The sequence below is a fragment of the Vibrio sp. B181a genome (assembly GCF_030248375.1).
Taxonomy (GTDB): Bacteria; Pseudomonadota; Gammaproteobacteria; order Enterobacterales; family Vibrionaceae; genus Vibrio; species Vibrio campbellii.
On record NZ_JAHGAD010000028.1, the window covers coordinates 36,926 to 59,443 of the forward strand.

The following is a 22,518-nucleotide window of genomic DNA, read 5'->3' on the forward strand; positions in this document are numbered from 1 at the left end:
GAGATGTATGTCACTAAACGAAGTGCACATTTCGAGTCTGGTAGTCCATGTTCTGCCTGAACATCTGGCTGAAGTGAAAACCCAGATTGAAGCGTACGAAAACGCAGAGATCTACGGTGACAGTCCAGAAGGCAAAATCGTGGTGGTGCTAGAAACTGAGAACCAAGGTTTCATCACCGACACTATCGATGCGATTAATAATTTACCGAATGTCTTGAGCACAGTACTGGTTTATCACCAAATCGAAACTGGGCTTGAAGAAACGGAAGAAAAAGACACTGGAACACAACATTCCCAAATCGAGGGTGAAGTATGAAAATGACAAGACGTGCGTTTGTGAAAGCAAACGCGGCTGCATCAGCTGCTGCTGTCGCAGGTATTACACTACCAGCTTCTGCAACCAACCTGATTGCAAGCTCTGATCAAACCAAAATCACATGGGACAAAGCGCCTTGTCGTTTCTGTGGTACAGGCTGTTCTGTTCTTGTTGGTACACAAAACGGCAAAGTGGTAGCAACTCAGGGTGACCCTGAAGCACCAGTAAACAAAGGCCTTAACTGTATCAAAGGTTACTTCCTTTCTAAGATCATGTACGGTCAAGACCGCCTAACTCAGCCTCTTCTACGTATGAAAGACGGCAAATACAGCAAAGACGGCGACTTCGCTCCTGTATCTTGGGATACCGCTTTCGACATCATGGCTGAAAAATGGAAAGCCTCTCTAGAGAAGAAAGGTCCAACAAGCATCGGTATGTTTGGTTCTGGTCAATGGACAGTAATGGAAGGTTATGCCGCTGCCAAAATGATGAAAGCAGGCTTCCGTTCAAACAACATCGACCCGAACGCACGCCACTGTATGGCGTCTGCGGTAGTAGGCTTCATGCGTGCATTTGGTATCGACGAACCAATGGGCTGTTACGATGACTTCGAGAACGCAGATGCCTTCGTTCTTTGGGGTTCAAACATGGCAGAAATGCACCCAGTTCTTTGGACTCGTATTACTGACCGTCGTCTAAGCCACCCTCACGTTAAAGTGAACGTGCTTTCTACTTACTACCACCGTTCATTTGAGTTGGCAGACCACGGCTACATTTTCAATCCTCAGTCTGACCTTGCGATTGCTAACTTCATCGCAAACTACATCATCGAAAACGATGCAGTAAACTGGGACTTCGTGAACAAGCACACGAACTTCACTCAAGCAGATACTGACATCGGCTACGGTCTACGTGACGATGATCCGCTACAAAAAGCAGCGAAGAACCCGAACTCTGGAAAGCTAACTTCTATCTCTTTCGAAGAGTACAAGAAGTCAGTTGCACCATACACAGTAGAGAAAGCATCTGAAATCTCTGGTGTAGAGAAAGAAAAACTAATCGAGCTTGCGAAGCAATACGCGGATCCTAACACTAAAGTAATGTCTCTATGGACGATGGGTATGAACCAACATACTCGTGGTGTATGGATGAACAACTTGGTTTACAACATCCACCTACTAACCGGTAAGATTGCGACTCCGGGTAACAGCCCATTCTCACTAACAGGTCAGCCATCAGCATGTGGTACGGCTCGTGAGGTTGGTACATTTGCTCACCGTCTACCAGCTGACATGGTGGTTGCTAACCCTAAACACCGTAAGATCGCAGAAGACATCTGGAAGCTACCAGAAGGTACTATCCCACCGAAACCGGGCTTCCACGCGGTACTTCAAGACCGTATGTTGCATGACGGCGTTCTGAACTGTTACTGGGTTCAATGTAACAACAACATGCAAGCAGGTCCGAACATTAACTCTGAGCGTCTTCCGGGTTACCGTAATCCAGACAATTTCATCGTGGTTTCAGACCCATACCCAACAGCAACCGCGCAGGCGGCTGACCTTGTTCTTCCGACCGCAATGTGGATTGAGAAAGAGGGTGCTTACGGTAACGCAGAGCGTCGTACTCAAGCTTGGTATCAACAAGTAGAGACCATCGGTGATGCAAAATCTGACCTATGGCAGGTAATGGAATTCTCGAAACGCTTCAAGATGGAAGAAGTGTGGCCAGAAGAGCTACTTGCAAAAGCACCAGAGTACCGCGGCAAGACTATGTACGACATGCTGTTCAAAAACGGTCAAGTCGACAAGTTCCCTATCGAAGAAGCGCGTGAGATGAACGATGACGCTCACCACTTCGGCTACTACGTACAGAAAGGTCTGTTCGAAGAGTACGCGACGTTTGGTCGTGGTCACGGTCACGATTTGGCACCATACGATGTTTACCACACAGTGCGTGGTCTACGTTGGCCGGTTGTGGATGGCAAAGAAACACAATGGCGCTTTAAAGAAGGCTCTGACCCGTACGCGAAAGCGGGATCAGGTTGGGACTTCTACGGCAATGCTGACGGTAAAGCGAAGATCATCTCTGCACCATACGAAGCGCCACCAGAAGTGCCAAACGAAGAGTTTGACCTATGGCTATGTACTGGCCGTGTTCTTGAGCACTGGCACACTGGTACTATGACTCGTCGTGTACCAGAGCTTTACAAAGCGGTTCCTGACGCGGTGGTTTACATGCACCCTGCTGATGCGAAGAAACGCAACGTACGCCGTGGTGAAGAAGTTCTGATTGCAAACAAACGTGGTGAAGTTCGCGTTCGCGTTGAAACTCGCGGCCGCAACCGTCCACCTGAAGGCTTGGTATTCGTACCGTTCTTTGATGCCCGTATTTTGATTAACAAGTTGATTCTTGATGCGACTGACCCTCTGTCTAAACAGACAGACTTTAAGAAGTGTCCAGTCAAAATCACGAAAGTTGCTTAACCGTCAAATAACGAATGCAAGGGCCGTCTACTCGGCGGCCTAAAAAGAATTTAAGCCATAAGGCGGAGATGAAATGATGAAAAAATACCTTATCGCACTTTTATCTGTAGGTGCTTTATTGACAGGCGTTGCACAAGCAGAACTGGATAACCCAGGCGGCACAGGCGGTCTCGACTCGCTACGTGGCAGCGCGCAACTTGAAGACACGCGTCCTGCAGATGATTTTAAAGACTTTCCAAAAGACCAAATCGTTGCAGACAGCTATGTATATCAGCCGCCACTGATCCCACATAGCATCCGTAACTACGAAGTGTCTTTGAACGCAAACAAATGTCTAGCATGTCACAGCTGGAAAAATGCTAAAGACGCAGGCGCTACCAAAATCAGTGTAACGCACTACGTTAACCGTGAAGACGCGGTATTGGCAGATATGTCACCACGTCGTTACTTCTGTTTGCAATGTCACGTTCCACAAACCGATGGTAAACCATTAGTGGAAAACGAGTTTAAGGCAGTCGATTCGCTTCAGTAATTGAAACGCGAGTACTAAGAGGTTACTTATGAAAATACTTAAAGCGTTTTGGAAGAGACTGTCGAGCCCAAGCAAAGCTGCCGCTGGTGTAGTTTTGTTCTTAGGCTTTGCTGGTGGTCTTCTGTTTTGGGGCGCATTCAACACGGGTATGGAAGCGACCAACACAGAAGAGTTCTGTTCTGGCTGTCACGCTCCTATCGTCGCTGAAATTCAAGAAACGATCCACTACTCGAACCGCTCTGGTGTTCGTGCAATCTGTTCAGACTGTCACGTACCACATGAATGGACCGATAAAATAGTTCGTAAAGTTCAAGCATCTAAAGAGCTGTTTGCCCACTTCGTAACGAAGACCATCGATACGCCAGAGAAGTTCCAAGCACGTCGTGAGCACCTTGCCGAACGTGAGTGGGCGCGTATGAAGAAAAACGACTCTCTTGAATGTCGCAACTGTCACCAGTTCGATTACATGGACTACTCTCAGCAAGGTAAACGTGCCTCAGCGCAGCACTCTACAGCGTTGGCGTCAGGCGACAAAACTTGTGTAGATTGTCACAAAGGTATCGCACATAAACTGCCTGACATGCACGGCGTTGAAGGCTGGCAATAAGGAGAAATACAGACAATGAGTAATCTTGAATCCTTTATCTGGCACTTCCTTGGATACAGTGCAATGCCAGTCATTATTCTTTCCGGCTTTGTCGGAGTAGCAGCAATCTCTCTATGGCTACTCTCACTAGGTAAGGATAAAGAGGTCTAAACCACCTCAAACCAGTCGACATTTTTGCCTATTTTGTTGACGGAAAACGCCAAGCATTTACTTGGCGTTTTTTCATTGTATCCTAAACAACCCTCGTCACTAACAGGCTCTAAAAGCTCCTCTTCTGACCCACATTCAGAAACCCTAAAGCACAATATCACTGTACCCTTCTCTGCTTTACCCTGAAACGTTAGAAACAAAAAAGGCGACCATTATAGTAGGCCGCCAAATGAGACTGCTGTGAGGAGCAGTTTAGGACTCTTTAATAGGCAAAACTTGCTTTACGTATTGGCCAGGCGCTTCATCAATCACAGGGTTCTGCTCAGAACCTACAGGGAAAGGCTCAACTTGCTCTTCTGGATTGAATTGCAACAACCATTGATGCCAATGCGTCCACCAAGAGCCTTCTTGATGATTCGCGTTGTTAAACCACTCATCTGCCGAGTCATCAAGGTTGTCGTTTAGCCAGTAGCCGTATTTGTTTTTTGCAGGGTGATTGACGATACCAGCAATGTGCCCTGATTCACCCAAAACAAAGGTCTTGTTGCCACCTGTGTTTAGTGCGCCGCGATATGTACCCTGCCACAACGCGATATGGTCTTCTTTGGTCGACACAAAGTAGCTTGGGATCTTAATCTTATTCAAGTCGATCCACACGCCACCGATCTTCACGCCCTTGTCTTGGACTAGCTTGTTCTCTAGATAGAGTTCACGCAATAAGAAGTTATGAGAAGCGGCACTCACGTTCGTACTGTCGCTGTTCCAGTAAAGCAGATCAAAATCAACCGGGCTATTACCTTTCAAGTAATTATCGACATAGTAGTTCCAGTACAGACTGTTTTCGCGGAGTAAGCTAAATGTCACACTCAAAGAACGACCGTCCATGTAACCTTTCGCATTATTCTGCGTTTCAATGGCACTAATAATCGTGTCGTTGATGTACGCTCCAACTTCACCCGGTTGAGAGAAATCGAGTAACGTTGTAAAGAAGCTTGCAGACTTAATGCGCTTCTTCATACGCTTCGCCGCATAGTACGCAACCGTGCTAGCCAGAACCGTACCACCGATGCAATAACCCGCTGCGTTGATTTGCTCTTGACCTGTGATGTCTTCAATTGCAGTCACAGCTTTAGCGACGCCTTCCGTCACGTAGTCACCAAACTCAACGTGAGCTTGCTCTTTACCTGGGTTTCGCCACGACATCATAAATACGCTATGGCCTTGCTCTAATAGCCAACGAACCATGGAGTTCTTCGCCGTTAGGTCAAGGATGTAGTATTTATTGATGAAAGGCGGAACGATCAGCAACGGCGTCGCATTGACTTTTTCTGTCAAAGGACGGTACTGAATCAACTCAAACAGTTCGTTTTGAAAAACTACATCGCCAGCAGTCGTTGCCACGTCATCACCGACACGAAACGCATTATTGTTGGTCATGCGCACTTTGAGAATATCCGCACTCGACTCGACATCTTCTTTTAACTTCTCTAAACCCGTTAGGAGGTTCTCACCATTTTGCTCAAGAGTGAGTTTTAGCAGCTCAGGGTTAGTCGCAATGAAGTTTGATGGGGAAAGTGCGTTGATGGCTTGACGAGAGAAGAAGGTAATACGCTCTTTGGTTTTCTCATCCAACCCTTCGATTGAGTCAAGTGTGTCTAGGTAGGTTTTGCTAAATAACAAATAAGATTGTTTGATAAAGCTGTACATGGCTTCTTGCTGCCAAGCATCGTTTGAGAAACGCTTATCACCCTTCTCTGCTTCAATAATCTGTGTTTGATTGCCTGCGAGAGCGACATTCTGCCAAATTTGAAGCTGCTGTTCCCACCACTCTGCTTGCAATTTCAAGATGGCAGCAGGTTGGTTCGCCGCTTGTTCGAACAGTTTAGCAGTATCCTCGAAGTTCACTTCTTGCATAGCCTTATTCAAAGGAGAATTCACGACTGCCTTGTTCACTTCGAAATCATGCCACCACTGTTGATTGGTTTCCTGAAGTTTTACAAGATAGTCCGAAAAGAAGTGTTGAAACATAGTCTTACTCCTATATTCGGAAAAAACAACGCCGCCCAAGAATGCGGGCGGCGATAAGTGGACATATTACGCAGGAGTAACAGTCTTTAGGTTTTCCGAAGTCATTTGCTCAACGTCTTCTTTGAACTCTTTCGCGATAGCTTGCAGCTTGTTGCTGTCATCCATCATCTGCTGAGAAAGCTTAGTAAGAACGGTAAGTTGTTGGCTGTTGAAAGCGGTTAAAGAAGTCACGTCTTTGATTTCTGACGCCGCTTTCATTTGATTTAGGCCAACTTCGCTGTATGTACGGATTGCGTTCAATTGTAGCTCAGTAAGAACCTCTACGTTCTTTGTCACTAGCTTGTTGAACTTCAAGTATGGTTCTAGATTCTTTTCAGTTTGATCGCTAAAAGTTTTGAAGAAATCAGTGTACATGGTTTATCTCCTAGAGAAAGAATTAAAAATTTCCGTTTAAATAACTATTTAACTGCTTTTACAACCACAGCCGTGCCCATACCGCCGCCCACACAAAGTGAAGCAACACCGTATTGACCGTCTTGTTTGTGAAGTTCGTGTACTAGCGTAACCAGAATACGGTTACCCGACGCACCGAGTGGGTGACCCAATGCGATAGCGCCACCATTAAAGTTGGCCTTATCTTGAATTGAGCTCACTGGTACTTGGTTGGTTTCTGCCAGTTTATGAATCACACCTAGCGCTTGCGCAGCAAAGGCTTCATTCAATTCATAAACATCAATGTCGCTGGTTTTCAGCTCGGCTTTTTGCAGCGCCTTGTTGACTGATTCCACAGGACCAAGACCCATAACCTTAGGATCTAAACCTGATTGAGCATAGCTCACCACTTCAGCAATTGGCGTTAAGCCGTGCGCTTGAACCGCGCTCTCTGATGCTAAAATGATGGCACTTGCTCCGTCGTTTATGCCTGAAGCGTTACCTGCGGTTACTGTACCTTCACGGTCAAACGCAGGGCGTAGCTTGCTCAAACCTTCTAGTGTCGCGTTTGCTTTTGGGTATTCATCCGTATCAAATACGACGGTTTCGCGACGCTGCTTGACTTCTACAGGAACAATTTCGTCTTTGAATTTGCCTGCTTCAATCGCTGCCACCGCTTTTTGTTGGCTTGAGAGTGCATATTCGTCTTGTTGTTGACGCGATAGACCCACTTCCTTAGCCACATTTTCAGCAGTTACGCCCATGTGGTATTGGTTGTAAACGTCCGTCAAACCGTCAGCAATAAGGAGATCTTTCAACTCCATGTTGCCCATTTTGTTACCGTCGCGCACAACGCTAGGCACGATGAATGGGATTTGCGACATGACCTCAACGCCCGCTGCTACAACGACTTCTGCATCGCCACTGCGAATATGAGAAACGCCATCCATGACGGTTTTCATACCACTGCCGCAAACCATGTTGACGCCATATGCGGGTACTGACTCTGGAATACCAGCAAACAATGCTGCTTGGCGCCCAACACCCATGCCTTGGCCCGCAGCAATTACGTTACCAACGATCACTTCATCAACCTTATCGGCAGAAAGTGATGCAGCCTCAAGCGCGCCTTTAATCGCGACCGCAGCAAGATTACCTGCTGAGGTATTTTTTAGACTTCCACCAAATGCGCCAATTGGGGTACGTTTCGCAGCAACAATAAATACTTTTTCCATCATCAATACTCCTTAGTGCATGTATAGGCCGCCATTCACCGACAATGTTTCGCCGGTGATGTACGCGCCTGCATCACTTACTAAAAAGCTCACTGATGCAGCAATTTCTTCTGGCGTCGCCAGACGCTTCATTGGAATTTGACTCGTGATCGACTCAAGCACTTCTGGTTTCATCTGTTCAACCATTGGAGTGCCTGTGTATCCTGGAGCAATAACATTTACTGTGACGCCTGAGCGTGCGCCCTCGTAGGCTAATGCTTTGGAGAATCCAATCATGCCAGCTTTTGCTGCCGAGTAGTTTGCTTGCCCAAACTGCCCTTTCAGACCATTCACAGAAGAGATATTGATGATGCGACCACCACCTTTTTCACACATGGCTGCGAAAAGTGGCTGCGTCACGTTGAACAAGCTATTTAGGTTGGTATTGATCACGTCGTTCCAAGCTTGAGCAGTCATCTTTTTGAACACGCCATCACGTGTGATACCTGCGTTGTTGATAACGACGTCTATTGTCCCTTCTTCCTCGAGGATAAGTGCCAATTTCTCGGCACACTGAGCGGTGTCGGTCACGTCTAATTCAAAAAGGCGAACCTGATCTTTGGTAAACCCTTTTTCATTAAACCATTCCAAAGCACACTCATATTTACCAGTAAAATACGTTGCAATAACGCGGTAACCATCATTCACTAGTTGAGAGGAAATTGCAGAACCAATTCCGCCTTTTGATCCAGTGATCAAAGCGACTTTCTTCATTAAAAAGACTCCATTCTTAACGGCATTAAAAAAGCAAATTAAGACACTGGCGAAATTCTTCGCCAACTGACATGTTAATATATTCTTGTGGCAACAAATCCTCTGCCGCCTTTATTTTTAAGTTAACCTAGAATTGTTACATTTCAAATAAAAAACCAAATCATTTGCATAAGATTGATTTAGATCTCACTCAGAATGAAATGTTATAAAAACGTTAATCTAGGTTAAGTCATTGATAAAAAAGAACTTTAAATAAAAATAGATTACTAAGTTAAAATGTAAACCATCATATATTCAATCACTTAGGTGATTTTTCATCTACGTTACATTTACAAGTAGTTTAAGATCATCTTTCTTTTTTTAACTAATAAATCTCAATCAAATCATTAGATAAATACCTTCAAAGCTTATACTACCAAATGTTAAATATATCATTTACTTACCTATATAATACTTAAAAATAGTGAGTTCAACTTTGATCTTTACTGATAAAAAAGAAATCTATTTGATTAACAATTAATACCAAAAATATGATTCGATTTTATAAATAGAAACACAGAGTCTTATCTATTCTTGCCATTATTTGGTGCAAAGGCGCACTAATATGTCGCACGCATTTAATTGCTATTTAGATTTTATTAAATAGCTGAATGTTAGCCCTATGCTACCCATGACTATTTTCTTTAAAGGTGGCATTGAACGTCACTTTGCACTATCTTTGAGCCCTAACTCATAAATTACATAATCATCAATATTCATGAATACCGCTTTGCTAACCATGTTCATCCCTACCTTCTTCTTTGTTTCGATCACGCCTGGGATGTGTATGACCCTTGCTCTCACGTTAGGAATGAGTATTGGGTATCGCCGAACCCTATGGATGATGGCTGGTGAACTGGTTGGCGTGGCACTGGTGTCTGTCTCTGCGGTATTGGGCATCGCTGCAATAATGCTGAATTATCCTTGGTTATTTACCGCCCTTAAATTAATTGGTGGTGGCTACCTTCTCTATTTAGGCATCGAAATGTGGCGCTCACGAGGCAAACTCGCCATCAACGTTGAGAATGTTGATATTCCGACCAGTGGCAACTGGGATTTGGTTTTACAGGGCTTTGTTACCGCAATCGCCAACCCTAAAGGTTGGGCGTTTATGATTTCCCTTCTGCCACCTTTTATCAATCAAAATGCCGCTCTTGCGCCTCAGCTGATCGTACTTGTTTCGATTATTCTGATGTTCGAGTTCATTTGTATGTCGCTTTACGCCACAGGTGGCAAAGGCTTGAAGCGTTTGCTGGGGCAATCAAAAAACGTCCGCTTGATGAACCGAATCGCTGGCACCTTGATGATGGGTGTGGGTGTATGGCTGTTGATGAGTTAAAGAAAGCGTTTTCGATAGAAAGTCCGAGTTATGAAGAAAATTTTAGATAAGCTCAAACAGGCCATCGGTGAGGTATTGGATTTCCATGCTCGAGTATGGGTAGTAAATGTCTACGCCGGTGAACACAAAGGAGAATCTTATGTGGTCAATGAGGACAGCTTCTCTGAGCCGTTACAGTGGATGAAAAAGAAAGGCTACAAAGATTCCATGCTCACCAAAGTAGAATCAATGAAGCGCTCCCAGGTTATCGAGTTTGATTTGGGCTCAGTCAAACATCGACTGATGAGAGTCAAATAACGCCCTCTTCTATTTTGTTTCTCGTTTCTCGTTTCTCGTTTCTCGTTTCTCGTTTCTCGTTTCTCGTTTCTCTAGATAAAAAAGCGCCACTCAAATTGAGTGGCGCAAGCACTTTTACCTTACACACCAAGTATTATGGTGCAGTGTCGATCTCTACTGGTAGGTAGTGTTTTGGTTCTAGCTTCAACCATTCAGGAAGCACCGTACCAATCGAGATAGATGACCACGTACCAGATAGTACGCCGATAAACATTGCAGTCGAGAAGCCAGCCAAAGCTGAGCCGCCCATAATCCACAGCGCGCCAACGGTGATAAGAGTAGTACCTGACGTCACCATAGTACGTGAGAATGTCGCCAGTACTGCTTCGTCGTTGATTTGCTCTGTTTTCCAGTTTTGCTTAGCCACCAGCAGTTCACGAATACGGTCTGCGATGATGATCGAGTCATTCAACGAGTAGCCAAGAATTGCCAGAATCGCCGCAAACACCGTTAGGTTGAACTCCATTTGCGTGATTGCAAAGAAGCCGAGGACTAAGATAACGTCGTGTGCCAGAGCAAACAGCGAACCACTTGCCAAACGCCACTCAAAGCGGAAACACAAGTAACCAAGAATCGTCAGTACTGAAATCAATAGCGCTAAACCACCTTGATCAAACAGATCTTGACCTACTTGAGCACCAACGATGCTGTTACTTACCACATCAACTTGGTGTGAGATTGGTTTAAGCACATCTGCTACGCTCGGTAGTGTTTGACCTTCTGCAGGTGCAGAGTAACGAATCACCCAACGGCCATCTTCACCTGAACGCGTGACTGATGTTGATTCGCCAAGCTTTGGTTGAAGTGCGTTAAGCAGATCATGGTTAGTCAATTGTTTATCGACTTTCACTTCAGTAACCATACCACCAGTGAAGTCTAGACCTAGGTTAAGCCCTTTCATTCCCAGAGCAACAAGAGCAATAATCGTTAGAACTGCCGATACAGCAGTCGTGAAGTAACGAATCTTACGGATATTTTGTTTTAGCATTTCGACCATGATTAAACCCTCACATCACGACGGCCATCGCGGCCCCAAATTAAATTGATCATTGCACGAGAAGCGAATACGCCTGTAAACATACTGGTCATCAGACCCAAGCCTAGCGTTAGCGCGAAGCCTTGGATTGGACCGTTACCAATCGCGTATAGAATCACAGCAGTGATCATGGTGGTGATGTTGGCATCAAGGATAGTTGCGAATGCACTGTCGAAGCCGAGGTCGATCGCTTGAGCGAAGCTGCGGCCTTCACGCATTTTGTCTTTGATACGTTCGAAGATGATTACGTTGGTATCCACCGCCATACCGACAGTCAGAACCAAACCAGCAATACCAGGAAGCGTTAGTACGGCACCAGGAAGCAGTGCGATTAGACCAAGCAAGCAAAGCATGTTTGCACACAAAGCCACGTTCGCAACCCAACCAAGACGACGGTACCAAAGTGCCATAAATGTCAGGGTTAGACCCATACCTAGTGCTAGAGCAGCAAAACCGTTTTGGATGTTTTCTGCACCTAGAGATGCACCAATTGTACGTTCTTCAACGATCGTCACTGGCGCAGTTAGAGAACCTGCACGCAGAAGCAGCGCAAGCTGTTGTGCTTCATCCATGCTACCCGCACCTGTGATACGGAATTGGCTACCAAGTTGAGACTGGATAGTTGCAACACTGATGACGCGCTCACTACGCTCTGTCATACCACGTTCGTCCGTTTTGTACTCGCGGTATACGGTCGCCATTGGTTTGCCGATGTGTGTTGCAGAGAAGTCACTCATCTTCTTGCCACCCGCGTGGTCTAGAGAGATGTTTACTTCTGACATACCCATTTTGTCGACACCAGCACGTGCGTTTACGATGTGCTCACCCGTTAGTACTGGGCGCTTAGTCAGAATTACTGTACGACCGTCGTTGTCTTTCAAGACAAGGTCTTGGCTACTGCGAGCTTGACCTGCGTCTTTTACTTCATAGAACGCAAGGCTGGCTGTTGCACCGATAACGTTTTTCGCTTGTGCTGGATCTTGAACACCTGGAAGCTCAATACGGATGCTCTCTTTGCCTTGGCGTTGAACCAACGCTTCTGTAATACCCAGCTCTTCGATACGACCACGCATGATCTTCAAGTTTTGTTGAAGTGTCGTGGTTTGGAATTCTTGGATGTTCTGTTCACTTGGTTGAAGCTCAAAGCCGCGATCTGAGCCAGTCATTGTCCAACCAGGGTAGTTTTGACGAATGAATTGGCTTGCCGCTTTGAGACCTGCTTCGTTCTCGCTGTTTACTGCGATGTGGTTGTGCGCTTCTGCACGAACTTGAACACCGCGAATACGCTCTTCACGCAGATTTGCTTTGATCTCATCAACCAATGCATCACGTTGTTCCTCGAACGCTTTGTTCACGTCTACGTTTAGTAGGAATTGCACGCCGCCACGAAGGTCAAGACCAAGTTTGATCGGGCTAAAGCCCATTTCGTTCAACCATTCAGGAGCAACAGAAACGTAAGAGAACGTAATGCTGTCGTCTTTGTCTAGCTGCTCGTTAAGCAATGCGCGTGCTTTACTTTGCGCGTCTTCGCCATCAAAAACGATGGTGGTTTTTCCGTCTTTCTCAATGATCTTAGACGCAGGAATATGATGCGTTTTCAACAGTTGGTCTAGCTGGACCACTGACATCGCACTGTTGCTTTGGTCAGCAAATGTGACCTGAATAGAAGGCTGCTCACCAAACCAGGTTGGAATCGCGCTCAAGGTTAAAATAATAACGGTCGTAATAAGTACGACGTATTTCCATGCTGAGTAATGATTCAGCACTTTTCTGTTCTTTTGTGGTTTTCGTGTTTTCTTCATGTAAACATCATCCCTTCACTGATCAGTGAAGCTTTAAATAATTAAATTCAAGACACGACAAAACGCTTACCTGAACGATATGCAGGTACAGAATCCCCAGAGCTTTAGTGGCCCTGTTGAAGAGTTATCGTGTTAAGAACGCACAAGATGTGCAGAGTGATGGTGCTTACGCAGAAAATTGACTATTAAGCGCGACATACATGGCGTTGGTTTCTTTCCAGCCGGAAAGACGATGGTCGCTAACGAAGTGATTAAATACAGATTGGTTTTGACGCCAACTGATGTCTATTAGGCTATAAGCGTAGCCAGCATCAGCATAAAATGGCGCATTTAAATCGCCAATGAAATCAATGTGTTCGTCTTCGATATTCTCACGCAGGTGCGATGTCCAACGTTGAGAATTAAAGATAGCAAGAGAGTCTTGGAAAGCATGGCTTTCAGAAACTGGAGACTGGGTGCTTTCTTCTGTGAATTCCGCAAAATCTACAGGTGAACTTGATGTAGAGCTGGTTGCCGTAAATGGCTGCAACTTGGAGAAGTGAGGCAAATAGGATTTCTGTTCTGCTTGTGCAGCCGACACCTGCAGTGGCGACAAAGCCATTACAAGAAGCAACAAAAGCAGTTTTCTAACGTAAATCCAAGGCATGATAGCTCACTTAAAACAAAACGAGCCGAGTTCTTCAACTCAGCTCGGTGATAGTATTCCTATTGCTTATACTTAACAACTAAAAAGTTATAAATCTCTGTTTTCAACCATGGAAAGCAATTGCCATAGGGGCTGACGCGATATTCATCGGTAAAATATTTCGCCTTTATCGACATCCAAATAGATTTTGTTTTCTTGCTCTAGCCCGCCACAGTAGATGAAGTACACATTCCGCGTCTTGTATGTCACCGAGCGAACCCAGCCGCCCAATTCTTCAAAATCACTTGGGTCACATGTCTCGTCATCCAGTAACTGCTGGGTTTTGTTTCGAAACATATCGAGGTGCGTTTTTAAATCGTCTGATTTTTGTAAGTAACCATCTAGAATTTCTAAACGCTCATGTTCTTTGATAACAGGTTCCGCATCAGACAACCCTTTTGAATCGACCCATTCTGCTGTTTCTTCCCCACCCTCTTCATACACAATGTAATCCGATAATCGAAACCAGCCATCGACCTTTTCCAGTACAGAGACCTTCTCTCCTTTGTACAATGAGTCAACGACTAACGCTTGGTGCTCAGGCTTGTTATAAACATCAATACGTCGCTCTATTACGTAGTATTCCGTGATCTCGGGTGCAGGAGCCTCTAGGTCCATGATTGGTTTCGGCTTCTCTGCTGGCTCATTCGGCTTTTCTGGTTCTTGCTTTTGTTCAGCAACGGGCTCTTCTTTCTGCATAAAGAAAAAGTAATATGCAGCTCCAGCCCCACCAAATAAGAGCAGAATAACCAGTGCTATCAGGGCCTTCTTCATGTTCTATTCCTTTTTGTTCCTTACACAGCATGACTTAAGCAATAAGTATCGCCATAGTAACTATAATGACAGAAGGTGCATAACAGATGCGTCAACTAACCAACGTGAAGAGAATGATGAATAAGTTCAAATGGATATTGCTACTATTCCCACTTCCTGCTTACGCAAGCATCCAGTGTGATCACGCATCTTGGAATGACAATCTTACCCAATTCAACCGTTTAGAGTCCAACTACAATCAGTATGTTGAGACATTCAATGCACTCTTAACCGAGCACAAGCAACGACAGTTACTCTCACAGACCTTCTCACCCCATGAGCTGACGCTCTTATGGCGCGCGCAAATCAACCAACGCGCTTTCCATAATCAACTCGAAGCGTCAATTCAGTACCAAAGAGAACTCACTGACAAAGCCAACACATTAGCAAAACTCAGCAAAGAATCGACATGGATGGCCAACGGCTGGGAAAAACTCGCCGATAAGTGTGAGATTTCGGATGAAAAAGCGAATCAAATTAGCGCAGAGTGGTATCAAATCAACGCCTCCCAGCTTGCTAAAGACTATAAGCAACTAGCAACACAATATTTGGGTTTAGCACAGCTGTACGCTAAAGAAGCCAGCGCGTTGAAATACGCTCAAAATGTGCCTCAATAACCCTATTCATATTGGGATTGTTCCCGTTAATGAAATTGAGCAATTAATAGGCAAACAGGTCAATTTATAGAGAAGTACGTCACAATAACGCTTTACTTGCGACCAGTTTTTGGGTAATTTACCCATTAACAAAATTTAATATAAAGTCACATTTGGCTGGAGATGATACTAAACCAATGGTTATCAATCGATTAAGTAACAGGGATTGTCCTAATGCTACCAAAGCCAAGTTTTTGTCAGTAGTTAGGCACGTTAAAGAGTTCGGTTCAATCAGTGATTTGGACCTATGCAAAATCTTCGGAGAGACAATTTGGAGCGATGGGAGGGAATACCATTCAGCCGCGTTCTCATTTAAGGTTGATAGACACACAGGTAACTGTGAGATCTCAAAATACAAATACCAATAAGGCTTAAAAGAATATTTCAAACGGAGACAGGAAACTGGCTCCGTTTTTTATTGCGCGCTATTTGATCAGCTTAGGCATCACCACCGTGAAATCATGGTCGGAATACCCCTCGATGAGATAACTCCGCTCACTCAACAGCTTACAATAACGCACTATTCCCTCTTTGTTGTGGGACTCCAACATCCTCATACTTGGCAATTTAGCCTCATCCAACAAGTTAAAAGCACAAGCCAAATTTGCCGCATGATACATTTTGTCAATCATCTCGATCGTATGGTTCGGGTTCGTTGATTGATAGTTCAGCGAGCCTGACGCAACCACATAGTCTACTCTAGGCAAGATAAGTTTAGAAAAGTCACCACGCATAAACTGATTTTCTGTTTGGAAGAGACGTCTGCGTGAATCAGCAATAAACTGCCTCTGCTGATCGATACCCACATAAACGCTCGGTCGATGCCCTGCTTGTTCAATGAACGCCAGCAAATCTCCGTAGCCACAGCCAACGTCAAGAATGCTCGCTCCGTCCAAATGCAAGTCACGACAAAGAGCTTCAAAGCGCGTGATTTGGCTAAAGGTGTCTTGCCAACCTAAGGTTCGAGCTTTGTCGGCACCGAACTGCTTGTGTCTTTTTCGGTGGTAATGAGCGATGCGTAATCTATCGAGCCATTTCATAATGCCTTGCTACCTGAGCGTAAGAGTGATCTGTAAACCGTCGTAATTATGAGTAAACCGGTAAGTTACCGTTGCCTTTAACTTGGCGGATGGCCAGATGAGTATGGATGTCTTTGACGTTTTCAAGCCTTTGCAACTTGCGCGTGAATGCTTCGTAACCCGTGAGATCTTTGCTCACAACTTCTAGCAGATAGTCATACGCTCCGGAAACAACATGGCATGAAATGACCTCTTCCATATCGCTGATCGCTTGCTCAAAGTCATCAATCGATGTTGCCTGATGATTATTGAGGCTAACTTCGACAAACACCGTCATTGCAATTCCTGCTCGCTCCCGAGAAATCATCGCTCGATAGCCACTGATCACCCCTTCTTGTTCGAGGCGTTTGATCCTTCTCGCACAGGGAGAAGCAGAAAGCCCCACCTTATCCGCGAGCTCACTGGTTGTCATCGTCGCGTCTTGTTGTATCAAATCCAATAACAGTCGATCAATTTTATCCATTCCGCCTTCCTTGCCAAATTTCACCACATATTATCCATACCAAGATGAAATTCACTAAGTTTAAGTTTTATTCGGTCATATTTTGCCACCATTGAGCGTCACTTTCATTCAATAATTAACACATCATTTACAAACACTCGGAATGCCTTATGGCACTTGGATACGCTGCAATCATTACAACACTTTTTCTTTGGTCAGGTTTTTTTCTCTCTCTGCGCGGAGGCGCGATATCCGATCTTCAGCCTGCAGACATTGCTTTAGCACGCTTTCTTATTCCTGCCGTGGTATTACTGCCGTTTGTGCTCAAGTCCATGAACAAAATACGCGTGGTGCCAAGTAAGTATTTGCTCGGCATCATTGTAGGCAGTGGGCTGCCTTATCTTCTGATTGCAGGTACTGCGATGCACTATGCGCCTGTTTCTCATGGCAGTGCTTTAATCCCAGGGACGTTACCGCTATTTGTCTCTGCTATCGCTGTCTTGTGTTATCAGCAACCATTGAGTCAACATCGCATTATTGGCTTATCAGCCGTATTACTTGGCATTCTGGTGTTTTTATTGTCCAACTTAGGGGCCGAATACAACTGGCTACAACTTAAGGGACACAGCTTATTTTTGGTTGGCAGCCTGATGTGGGCAATCTTTACGATTAGTGCGCGCGTGGCGAACTTAAACGCCTATGTTTGCGCAGGTTTTGTATCGGTCATTTCTTTTGCCATGCTCGTTATCGCCGTGGGGTTTGGTTGGCTTGATAGCTACCTTGCTACAACGCCTATCAAGCAATGGCCTTGGAATGAATTAGTTGGTCACCTACTGCTGCAAGGGGTTGGCGCAGGTCTGATTGCCTCTTTCACCTTTCTTTATGCCGTTAGAACGATAGGAGCGGAAGCCAGTGCTGCATTTGGGTCATTAACGCCCGTATTGGCAACTTTATTAGCGATTCCAGTCTTTAACGAACAACCTGATTCACTCACTTGGTGTGCGTTGCTGCTTGTCACCTGTGGCAGTATCGTCGCAAGTAATGTCTTGATGAAACAAGATCCTAGCCAAAATTATCGGCCCCCTGTTCACAGATAAGAACAAAAATGCATAACTTTTCATCTCGCCTATTGAAAGCAAAAACAGCGATTTGATAACCTACTGCGATAAGAATTTAAAACGTCAGAAGTTATGCCTTCAACTCACACTAATGATGAACTGCATAAGTTCCTAAAAACAGGAATGCGAGTCTCGATTAACTTCGAGTTTGGTCCGGAAGAAAAGTACATTTATGCTGCAACTTATCTTGGCTTAAAAGAAAACGCGTATATTATTCTCGATATACCCACTCGCTTACTCGAAGAGCAAGCACTAAGAAAGCTAAACAATGTGGACGTTGTTATTCGCGGTGTGTCCGATACCGACCTCGGGCACGTTGTTGCGTTTAAAACCAGTGTATTAATGAACTTGCTACGCCCTTCCCCACTGCTGTTTGTGAGGATTCCAGCCACTTTTGCTACGAAGCCAGTAAGAGGGCATGAGCGATATAAATTGCAATTGGCATGTACTATCGATCACATGAGCAATAGGTACGAAAGCAACTTAGTCGATTTCTCGCTCTCCGGTTGTGGCATTTCCACATTGATTGAACCAGAGTTCGCCGTTGGTGACATCATCACCATCGAATCTCCCCTCAGCGGGCATATCGATGAGGAAAACCGCTGCTCTGTGGCCAATATCAAAAAGCTTCAAAAAGGTTGGATTGTCGGCGTAAAGTTCGCTGAACCGCTCAACATGACCGACGATCTCAAGAACGAGCTCTTGGAGCACTCCTTTTCGGCTAGCACAATTTAGCAATAAGCCTTAATAGTCATGAGTTTGCACAAAATAAAAAGGGAGCATTGCGCTCCCTTCTTCACTTTTATTATTTAACTTCAGGCCCTAACTTATCACTGCCATTTAACCGTTAGGTTCTTTCTACCAAGAAACGTTGTTTGAAATCGACAAACGCCTCATGTAACGCATTCTCTTTAATTGGTTTGAGCATGACATAGTTTGCACCTGCCGCCATAAACGCATCACTGGTTTCTTTCGCGGTGTCTGCTGTGCACGCGTAAATTGGCGTTCCAAGCCTCAAGTTCTGGCGAATCTCGTGCGTTGTCTCAATACCACCAAGGTGAGGCAATTGATTATCCATGAGGATCAGATCGTAGGTGGTATCAGAGAGGAGCTCCATCGCTTCCAGCCCATCTTTCGCCCAATCCACCTGCATTTTATACTTCTTGCAGAAAGCCTGAAGGATAAACGCATTGGTATGGTTATCTTCCACCAGCAGCACTTTCAAACTCTCATCAAACAAGAGTTCTGGCTTAACGCGTTGACTGACCTCCAGAGGCCTTAAGACACGCTCACGATCTTTTACTGGAAGTGTTATAACAAATGTTGTTCCCACTCCCTTGCTACTGCGGACCTGAACATCACCTTCTAACATATCGACTAGGTTCTTAACGATGGTCAAACCTAGGCCGCTACCGCCATATTCGCGAGTGGTTGTCGCTTCTTCTTGCACAAAAGGTTCGAACATTTGGTCGAGCTTATCGCTTTCAATACCGATGCCAGTATCAGTCAGTTCCACAACTAACACGCTGTTCTCCGCACCATAGAATTGTTCCAGTTCTGCGTGCAGTCGAATCGAGCCAGTCGGCGTGAACTTGACGGCATTGCTCACCAAGTTAAATAGAATCTGATTCAAGCGGACTTGATCGGTGAAGATTTCAACATTCGGGTCAAGCTCATTCTCGATGACCAAATCAACCCCTTTATTTGTGCAAATCGGACGATAAATATTTTCCAATGTACGCATGGTATCGGTGAAAGAGAATGGGTGTTTCTGAATATTAAACTTGCCCTGCTCTATCTTTGAGAAATCGAGAATATCGTTCAGTACTGCAAGCAAGTGCTCGCCACTGTGGCACAGGACGTCGATTTGATTCTTCTGCTCTTGTGTATCGACAGAATCTTTCAATAATTGCGCGACACCTAAAATGCCGTTGATTGGCGTACGAATTTCATGGCTCATTTTAGCAAGGAAGTCTGCACGCGCTTGCGCCGATTTTTCTGCTTCTCTACGCGCAATGTTACTCTGCTTCTCGGCTTCGATAAGTGTTGTAATGTCTTGGCCTTGCACAATAATGCCACTGATATCCCCATCAACACGAATTGGCGACAAATTCCATCGGTAGATCTTATTACCAATAGGCACGTTCACCCCAGTCAGCGTCGCACCTTGAGCCGCCATTTTAAGGTGTGGGGTCAATTTCTCTTTAAAGCCTTGGAAGACCGGATGCATGATTTCATGATCGTCTTCGATCACTAATTCTTTTCGCGCGGCAGGGTTCATCTGAATCAGGACACTCTCTTCAGACCAAACCATGATGGGTGATAAGGCAAAATTAAACAGATCTCGGAACGACTTCTTCTGCGCTTCAAGCTCTTCGAATGTACTTTCAAGGGTTGAACCGATGTGATCAAACTCTTCAATATCCGAACCGCCAAATCGTTCAAACCCTTTTTCCTCACGAGCAGAACGGGTGTAAGACATCAAAGATTCTAACTGCGCCGAAACTTTACTTTCAATCCATTCCCTACTCATTAAAGCAATCATGATCATTCCGATGATCGATGCAAGCATGGCTAGAATATGTTGGATTTGTAATGTCACCACACTCTGATTGTCTTGTACCGTCAACAAGCAAAGCTCAGTAGTCACTGCATTTACCACAATTGGCGTTTCTATTACCAACAGCTTATCGAGTCTTTTGTCTGAGCTTTTACGCTGCAGTACATCAGCAACGTTATAAGGCTCATCACCAATCAAAGAGTTTGCTAAAGGCACGCTATTAGCGACCAGCACCACATTGTCGACGTTACTTTCACTCTTGAGCTTTTCCATCAAAGCGAAGTTGTTGTCTAAAACGACGGCATTAAATGAGAAACCAAGCACCTCTCCTGTTGAAGGGTCTAGGATCGGTACACGGCGCACGAGCATGTGTCTAGAACCAATGGAGGTCATGACATTAATGTAATACCAGTTGTTACTGAAACTGACCCGATTGGCAAGGCTATCAAGGATAAGGTCGTTTACGCCGTAGAAATGCGCATTTCCATCGTCCCAAATGATGCCTTTGTGATCCGTTAGAAAACGGAATTCTGGTGTGTGCGACGGATCGCTTTGGTCGATACTGAGGAAGAAAAAGTTGAGCGCATCCATGTCGCGATCAGCGTAAAAATCACGAATGACTTCGCTCTTGGAATTACTGTCATGATGTATTTGGATCGCCGCAAAGTGGCTATCAAATATATTGTGGATCAGTGCAGAGGTTTGCTGTTTGGTTCGGTCTACTTCTTGCCAAATGATTTGCTTGGAGAAGTAATAGCTCTGAATGAAAATCCCCAGAATAATTGGGGCAAGAACTAAAATGATGATCTTTGTTATGAGCGTCGCCAGCGAGCGACGCTTTTTAATGTTTGATCGCGTTGTTGTCATCAATTATCTGAATATCTAAATGCGCGCTTTTTCAGCGCTTCGATTCTCTCCGGTGAATCTGCCTTTGTTACGATTTCAAAGTCACCTGAGTATACGGTCGGAACTGGTTTATCTTCCAAGTCCCACTTAATCGCTTCTGCCATGGCTATGCCAGTATCATCATTCATACGCATGACGGTGATGTCTAAATCACCCTTCTGGATAGCGTCTAACTCAGCAGAGCCTCCTCCCCAACCATTGATCATAATATCTTCACGTCCCAACTCGGCCAGTGCGTCTACTGCACCCAATGCAACGTCGGTCGAACATGCATAGATAAAATCAACATCTGGATGTTTTGCTAAACTCGCTTTCGCAGCATCATAGCCGGATTGCTTGGTTGCCTTCGTGTAATACGCTGATTGTAGCTCAAAGTTATTATCACGGTTTACTTGGTGAATAAAAGTATCACCTCTCACATCGCTAATATAACCTTCAGAAAAGTAGAGCACACTGTAATATGTGTGTTTTGGGAAGAACTTTCCGAATTCTGTTGCTAATTCACGACTGCCTTCTGCGTGGTCAAATCCGACATATAAAAACGGTTGATGTTTGTCCCACTCACGGACTGGTGTAGTGATATTTTGCAAGATCAATTTGGTGTTCGTTGAGTCCAAAACGTGCTCAACAAATTTACGGTGTCTTGTCGTATCAAGCGTGAAAATCAAGTAATCCGATTTGCTCTTTAGCGCTTCCATTAATGACAAGCTTTGTTGCTTGATATCAGCATTTGGACGAGTAAACACTTGGTTCAGTTGGTAGTTAATATTCAACTTATCCAAACGTTTTTCGAATGCTGCAATATTTCTTACCCAGTAATCTGAAACTTGCTGTCCTGGGTAAACCACTGATATTTTAAGCGGGCGTTTTGTCGGTTTAGACAGTGGGACCGGCTGTTCTCGTACTGCTTCTGATAAAGCATTGGTGAGATTTCGTTGCTCGGGAAACTCGTCCAAAAACTCTTGATAACCCCAGTACCCATTCAAAACTTGTGTTGCTTGAGACGCTGGAGAAAAACCGACCATAGAAATCAGGGAAAATAGTAACGCTTTCTTCATCTATTGCTCTTTTAGTTTTTATCGAGCATGGATCTGCTCTTATTTTTGCCTAGCCGAGTCATCCTTTACCCTAATCAATTCATCTTCCATAAATTGCCCGTTTCTATATA

At 44.8% G+C, this 22,518-nt stretch carries 22 protein-coding genes; 10 read left to right on the forward strand and 12 right to left on the reverse strand.

Annotated features, from left to right (window positions below; translation table 11 throughout):
• The first annotated feature begins 7 nt into the window (after positions 1–7).
• The 5 genes from KIO97_RS14835 to KIO97_RS14855 all read left to right on the forward strand — a co-directional run bounded on the left by KIO97_RS14835 (position 8) and on the right by KIO97_RS14855 (position 4,091).
• Positions 8–316, forward strand: a complete 309-nt coding sequence (locus KIO97_RS14835; protein ID WP_005433349.1) for a chaperone NapD — start codon at positions 8–10, stop codon at positions 314–316.
• Positions 313–2,802, forward strand: coding sequence for a periplasmic nitrate reductase subunit alpha (gene napA / locus KIO97_RS14840; RefSeq protein ID WP_285383210.1), 2,490 nt, complete (start codon positions 313–315; stop codon positions 2,800–2,802). The genes KIO97_RS14835 and napA overlap by 4 nt, the downstream gene beginning before the upstream one ends.
• A gap of 76 nt (positions 2,803–2,878) precedes the next feature.
• Positions 2,879–3,334 carry a nitrate reductase cytochrome c-type subunit gene (locus KIO97_RS14845; protein WP_005537128.1) on the forward strand — a complete coding sequence of 152 codons (456 nt, stop codon included), beginning with the start codon at positions 2,879–2,881 and terminating at the stop codon, positions 3,332–3,334.
• Between the two features lie 28 nt (positions 3,335–3,362).
• Entirely contained in the window at positions 3,363–3,941 is a 579-nt protein-coding gene (locus KIO97_RS14850) for a NapC/NirT family cytochrome c (protein ID WP_005433285.1), read from the forward strand.
• Between the two features lie 15 nt (positions 3,942–3,956).
• On the forward strand, positions 3,957–4,091 hold the full coding sequence (locus KIO97_RS14855; protein WP_005433365.1) for a TIGR02808 family protein: 135 nt from the start codon (positions 3,957–3,959) through the stop codon (positions 4,089–4,091).
• A 252-nt stretch (positions 4,092–4,343) separates the two neighbouring features.
• On the opposite strand, the gene phaC is transcribed toward KIO97_RS14855, so the two are convergent.
• The 4 genes from phaC to KIO97_RS14875 form a co-directional block, all read right to left on the reverse strand.
• Positions 4,344–6,119, reverse strand: a complete 1,776-nt coding sequence (gene phaC, locus KIO97_RS14860; RefSeq protein ID WP_045382034.1) for a class I poly(R)-hydroxyalkanoic acid synthase — start codon at positions 6,117–6,119, stop codon at positions 4,344–4,346.
• A 66-nt stretch (positions 6,120–6,185) separates the two neighbouring features.
• On the reverse strand, positions 6,186–6,533 hold the full coding sequence (locus KIO97_RS14865) for a phasin family protein (RefSeq protein WP_005433494.1): 348 nt from the start codon (positions 6,531–6,533) through the stop codon (positions 6,186–6,188).
• Positions 6,534–6,577: 44 nt separating this feature from the next.
• Positions 6,578–7,786 carry an acetyl-CoA C-acetyltransferase gene (locus KIO97_RS14870; RefSeq protein WP_103414768.1) on the reverse strand — a complete coding sequence of 403 codons (1,209 nt, stop codon included), beginning with the start codon at positions 7,784–7,786 and terminating at the stop codon, positions 6,578–6,580.
• 12 nt (positions 7,787–7,798) lie between these two features.
• Positions 7,799–8,539 (reverse strand): SDR family oxidoreductase, encoded by a 741-nt coding sequence (locus KIO97_RS14875; protein WP_005433356.1) that lies wholly within the window; start codon positions 8,537–8,539, stop codon positions 7,799–7,801.
• Between the two features lie 757 nt (positions 8,540–9,296).
• Between KIO97_RS14875 and KIO97_RS14880 the strand changes: the two genes are divergently transcribed.
• The gene (locus KIO97_RS14880; RefSeq protein WP_081233995.1) at positions 9,297–9,917 is read left to right on the forward strand and encodes a LysE family translocator; all 621 of its coding nucleotides are present in this window, start codon (positions 9,297–9,299) and stop codon (positions 9,915–9,917) included.
• Positions 9,918–9,947: 30 nt separating this feature from the next.
• Complete coding sequence (locus KIO97_RS14885) at positions 9,948–10,214, forward strand: hypothetical protein (RefSeq protein ID WP_086370118.1); 267 nt, start codon at positions 9,948–9,950, stop codon at positions 10,212–10,214.
• 133 nt (positions 10,215–10,347) lie between these two features.
• On the opposite strand, the gene secF is transcribed toward KIO97_RS14885, so the two are convergent.
• From secF to KIO97_RS14905, 4 genes are all read right to left on the reverse strand, one after another.
• Positions 10,348–11,250 carry a protein translocase subunit SecF gene (gene secF / locus KIO97_RS14890; protein WP_010644862.1) on the reverse strand — a complete coding sequence of 301 codons (903 nt, stop codon included), beginning with the start codon at positions 11,248–11,250 and terminating at the stop codon, positions 10,348–10,350.
• Between the two features lie 2 nt (positions 11,251–11,252).
• A complete protein-coding gene (gene secD, locus KIO97_RS14895; protein ID WP_285383216.1) occupies positions 11,253–13,091 on the reverse strand; it encodes a protein translocase subunit SecD in 1,839 nt (612 codons plus the stop codon).
• A 166-nt stretch (positions 13,092–13,257) separates the two neighbouring features.
• Entirely contained in the window at positions 13,258–13,737 is a 480-nt protein-coding gene (locus KIO97_RS14900; protein WP_182052597.1) for a hypothetical protein, read from the reverse strand.
• Positions 13,738–13,881: 144 nt separating this feature from the next.
• Positions 13,882–14,550, reverse strand: a complete 669-nt coding sequence (locus KIO97_RS14905) for an SH3 domain-containing protein (RefSeq protein WP_182052598.1) — start codon at positions 14,548–14,550, stop codon at positions 13,882–13,884.
• Positions 14,551–14,663: 113 nt separating this feature from the next.
• On the opposite strand from KIO97_RS14905, the gene KIO97_RS14910 reads away from it, so the two are divergent.
• Positions 14,664–15,206 carry an ATPase gene (locus tag KIO97_RS14910; protein WP_182052663.1) on the forward strand — a complete coding sequence of 181 codons (543 nt, stop codon included), beginning with the start codon at positions 14,664–14,666 and terminating at the stop codon, positions 15,204–15,206.
• 464 nt (positions 15,207–15,670) lie between these two features.
• Here the strand turns inward: KIO97_RS14910 and KIO97_RS14915 are convergent, their stop codons facing one another.
• On the reverse strand, positions 15,671–16,285 hold the full coding sequence (locus KIO97_RS14915) for a bifunctional 2-polyprenyl-6-hydroxyphenol methylase/3-demethylubiquinol 3-O-methyltransferase UbiG (RefSeq protein WP_182052599.1): 615 nt from the start codon (positions 16,283–16,285) through the stop codon (positions 15,671–15,673).
• A gap of 46 nt (positions 16,286–16,331) precedes the next feature.
• Positions 16,332–16,787 (reverse strand): Lrp/AsnC family transcriptional regulator, encoded by a 456-nt coding sequence (locus tag KIO97_RS14920; RefSeq protein ID WP_005532544.1) that lies wholly within the window; start codon positions 16,785–16,787, stop codon positions 16,332–16,334.
• Between the two features lie 149 nt (positions 16,788–16,936).
• Between KIO97_RS14920 and KIO97_RS14925 the strand changes: the two genes are divergently transcribed.
• Positions 16,937–17,863 carry a DMT family transporter gene (locus tag KIO97_RS14925; RefSeq protein ID WP_211913551.1) on the forward strand — a complete coding sequence of 309 codons (927 nt, stop codon included), beginning with the start codon at positions 16,937–16,939 and terminating at the stop codon, positions 17,861–17,863.
• A gap of 93 nt (positions 17,864–17,956) precedes the next feature.
• Positions 17,957–18,619 (forward strand): PilZ domain-containing protein, encoded by a 663-nt coding sequence (locus KIO97_RS14930; RefSeq protein WP_045382063.1) that lies wholly within the window; start codon positions 17,957–17,959, stop codon positions 18,617–18,619.
• Between the two features lie 112 nt (positions 18,620–18,731).
• Here the strand turns inward: KIO97_RS14930 and luxQ are convergent, their stop codons facing one another.
• Both luxQ and KIO97_RS14940 read right to left on the reverse strand, forming a co-directional pair.
• Entirely contained in the window at positions 18,732–21,311 is a 2,580-nt protein-coding gene (gene luxQ, locus KIO97_RS14935) for a quorum-sensing autoinducer 2 sensor kinase/phosphatase LuxQ (RefSeq protein WP_285383225.1), read from the reverse strand.
• Complete coding sequence (locus KIO97_RS14940) at positions 21,311–22,408, reverse strand: autoinducer 2-binding periplasmic protein LuxP (RefSeq protein WP_038889042.1); 1,098 nt, start codon at positions 22,406–22,408, stop codon at positions 21,311–21,313. Before KIO97_RS14940 ends, luxQ begins: the two co-directional genes overlap by 1 nt.
• Positions 22,409–22,518 lie beyond the last annotated feature (110 nt).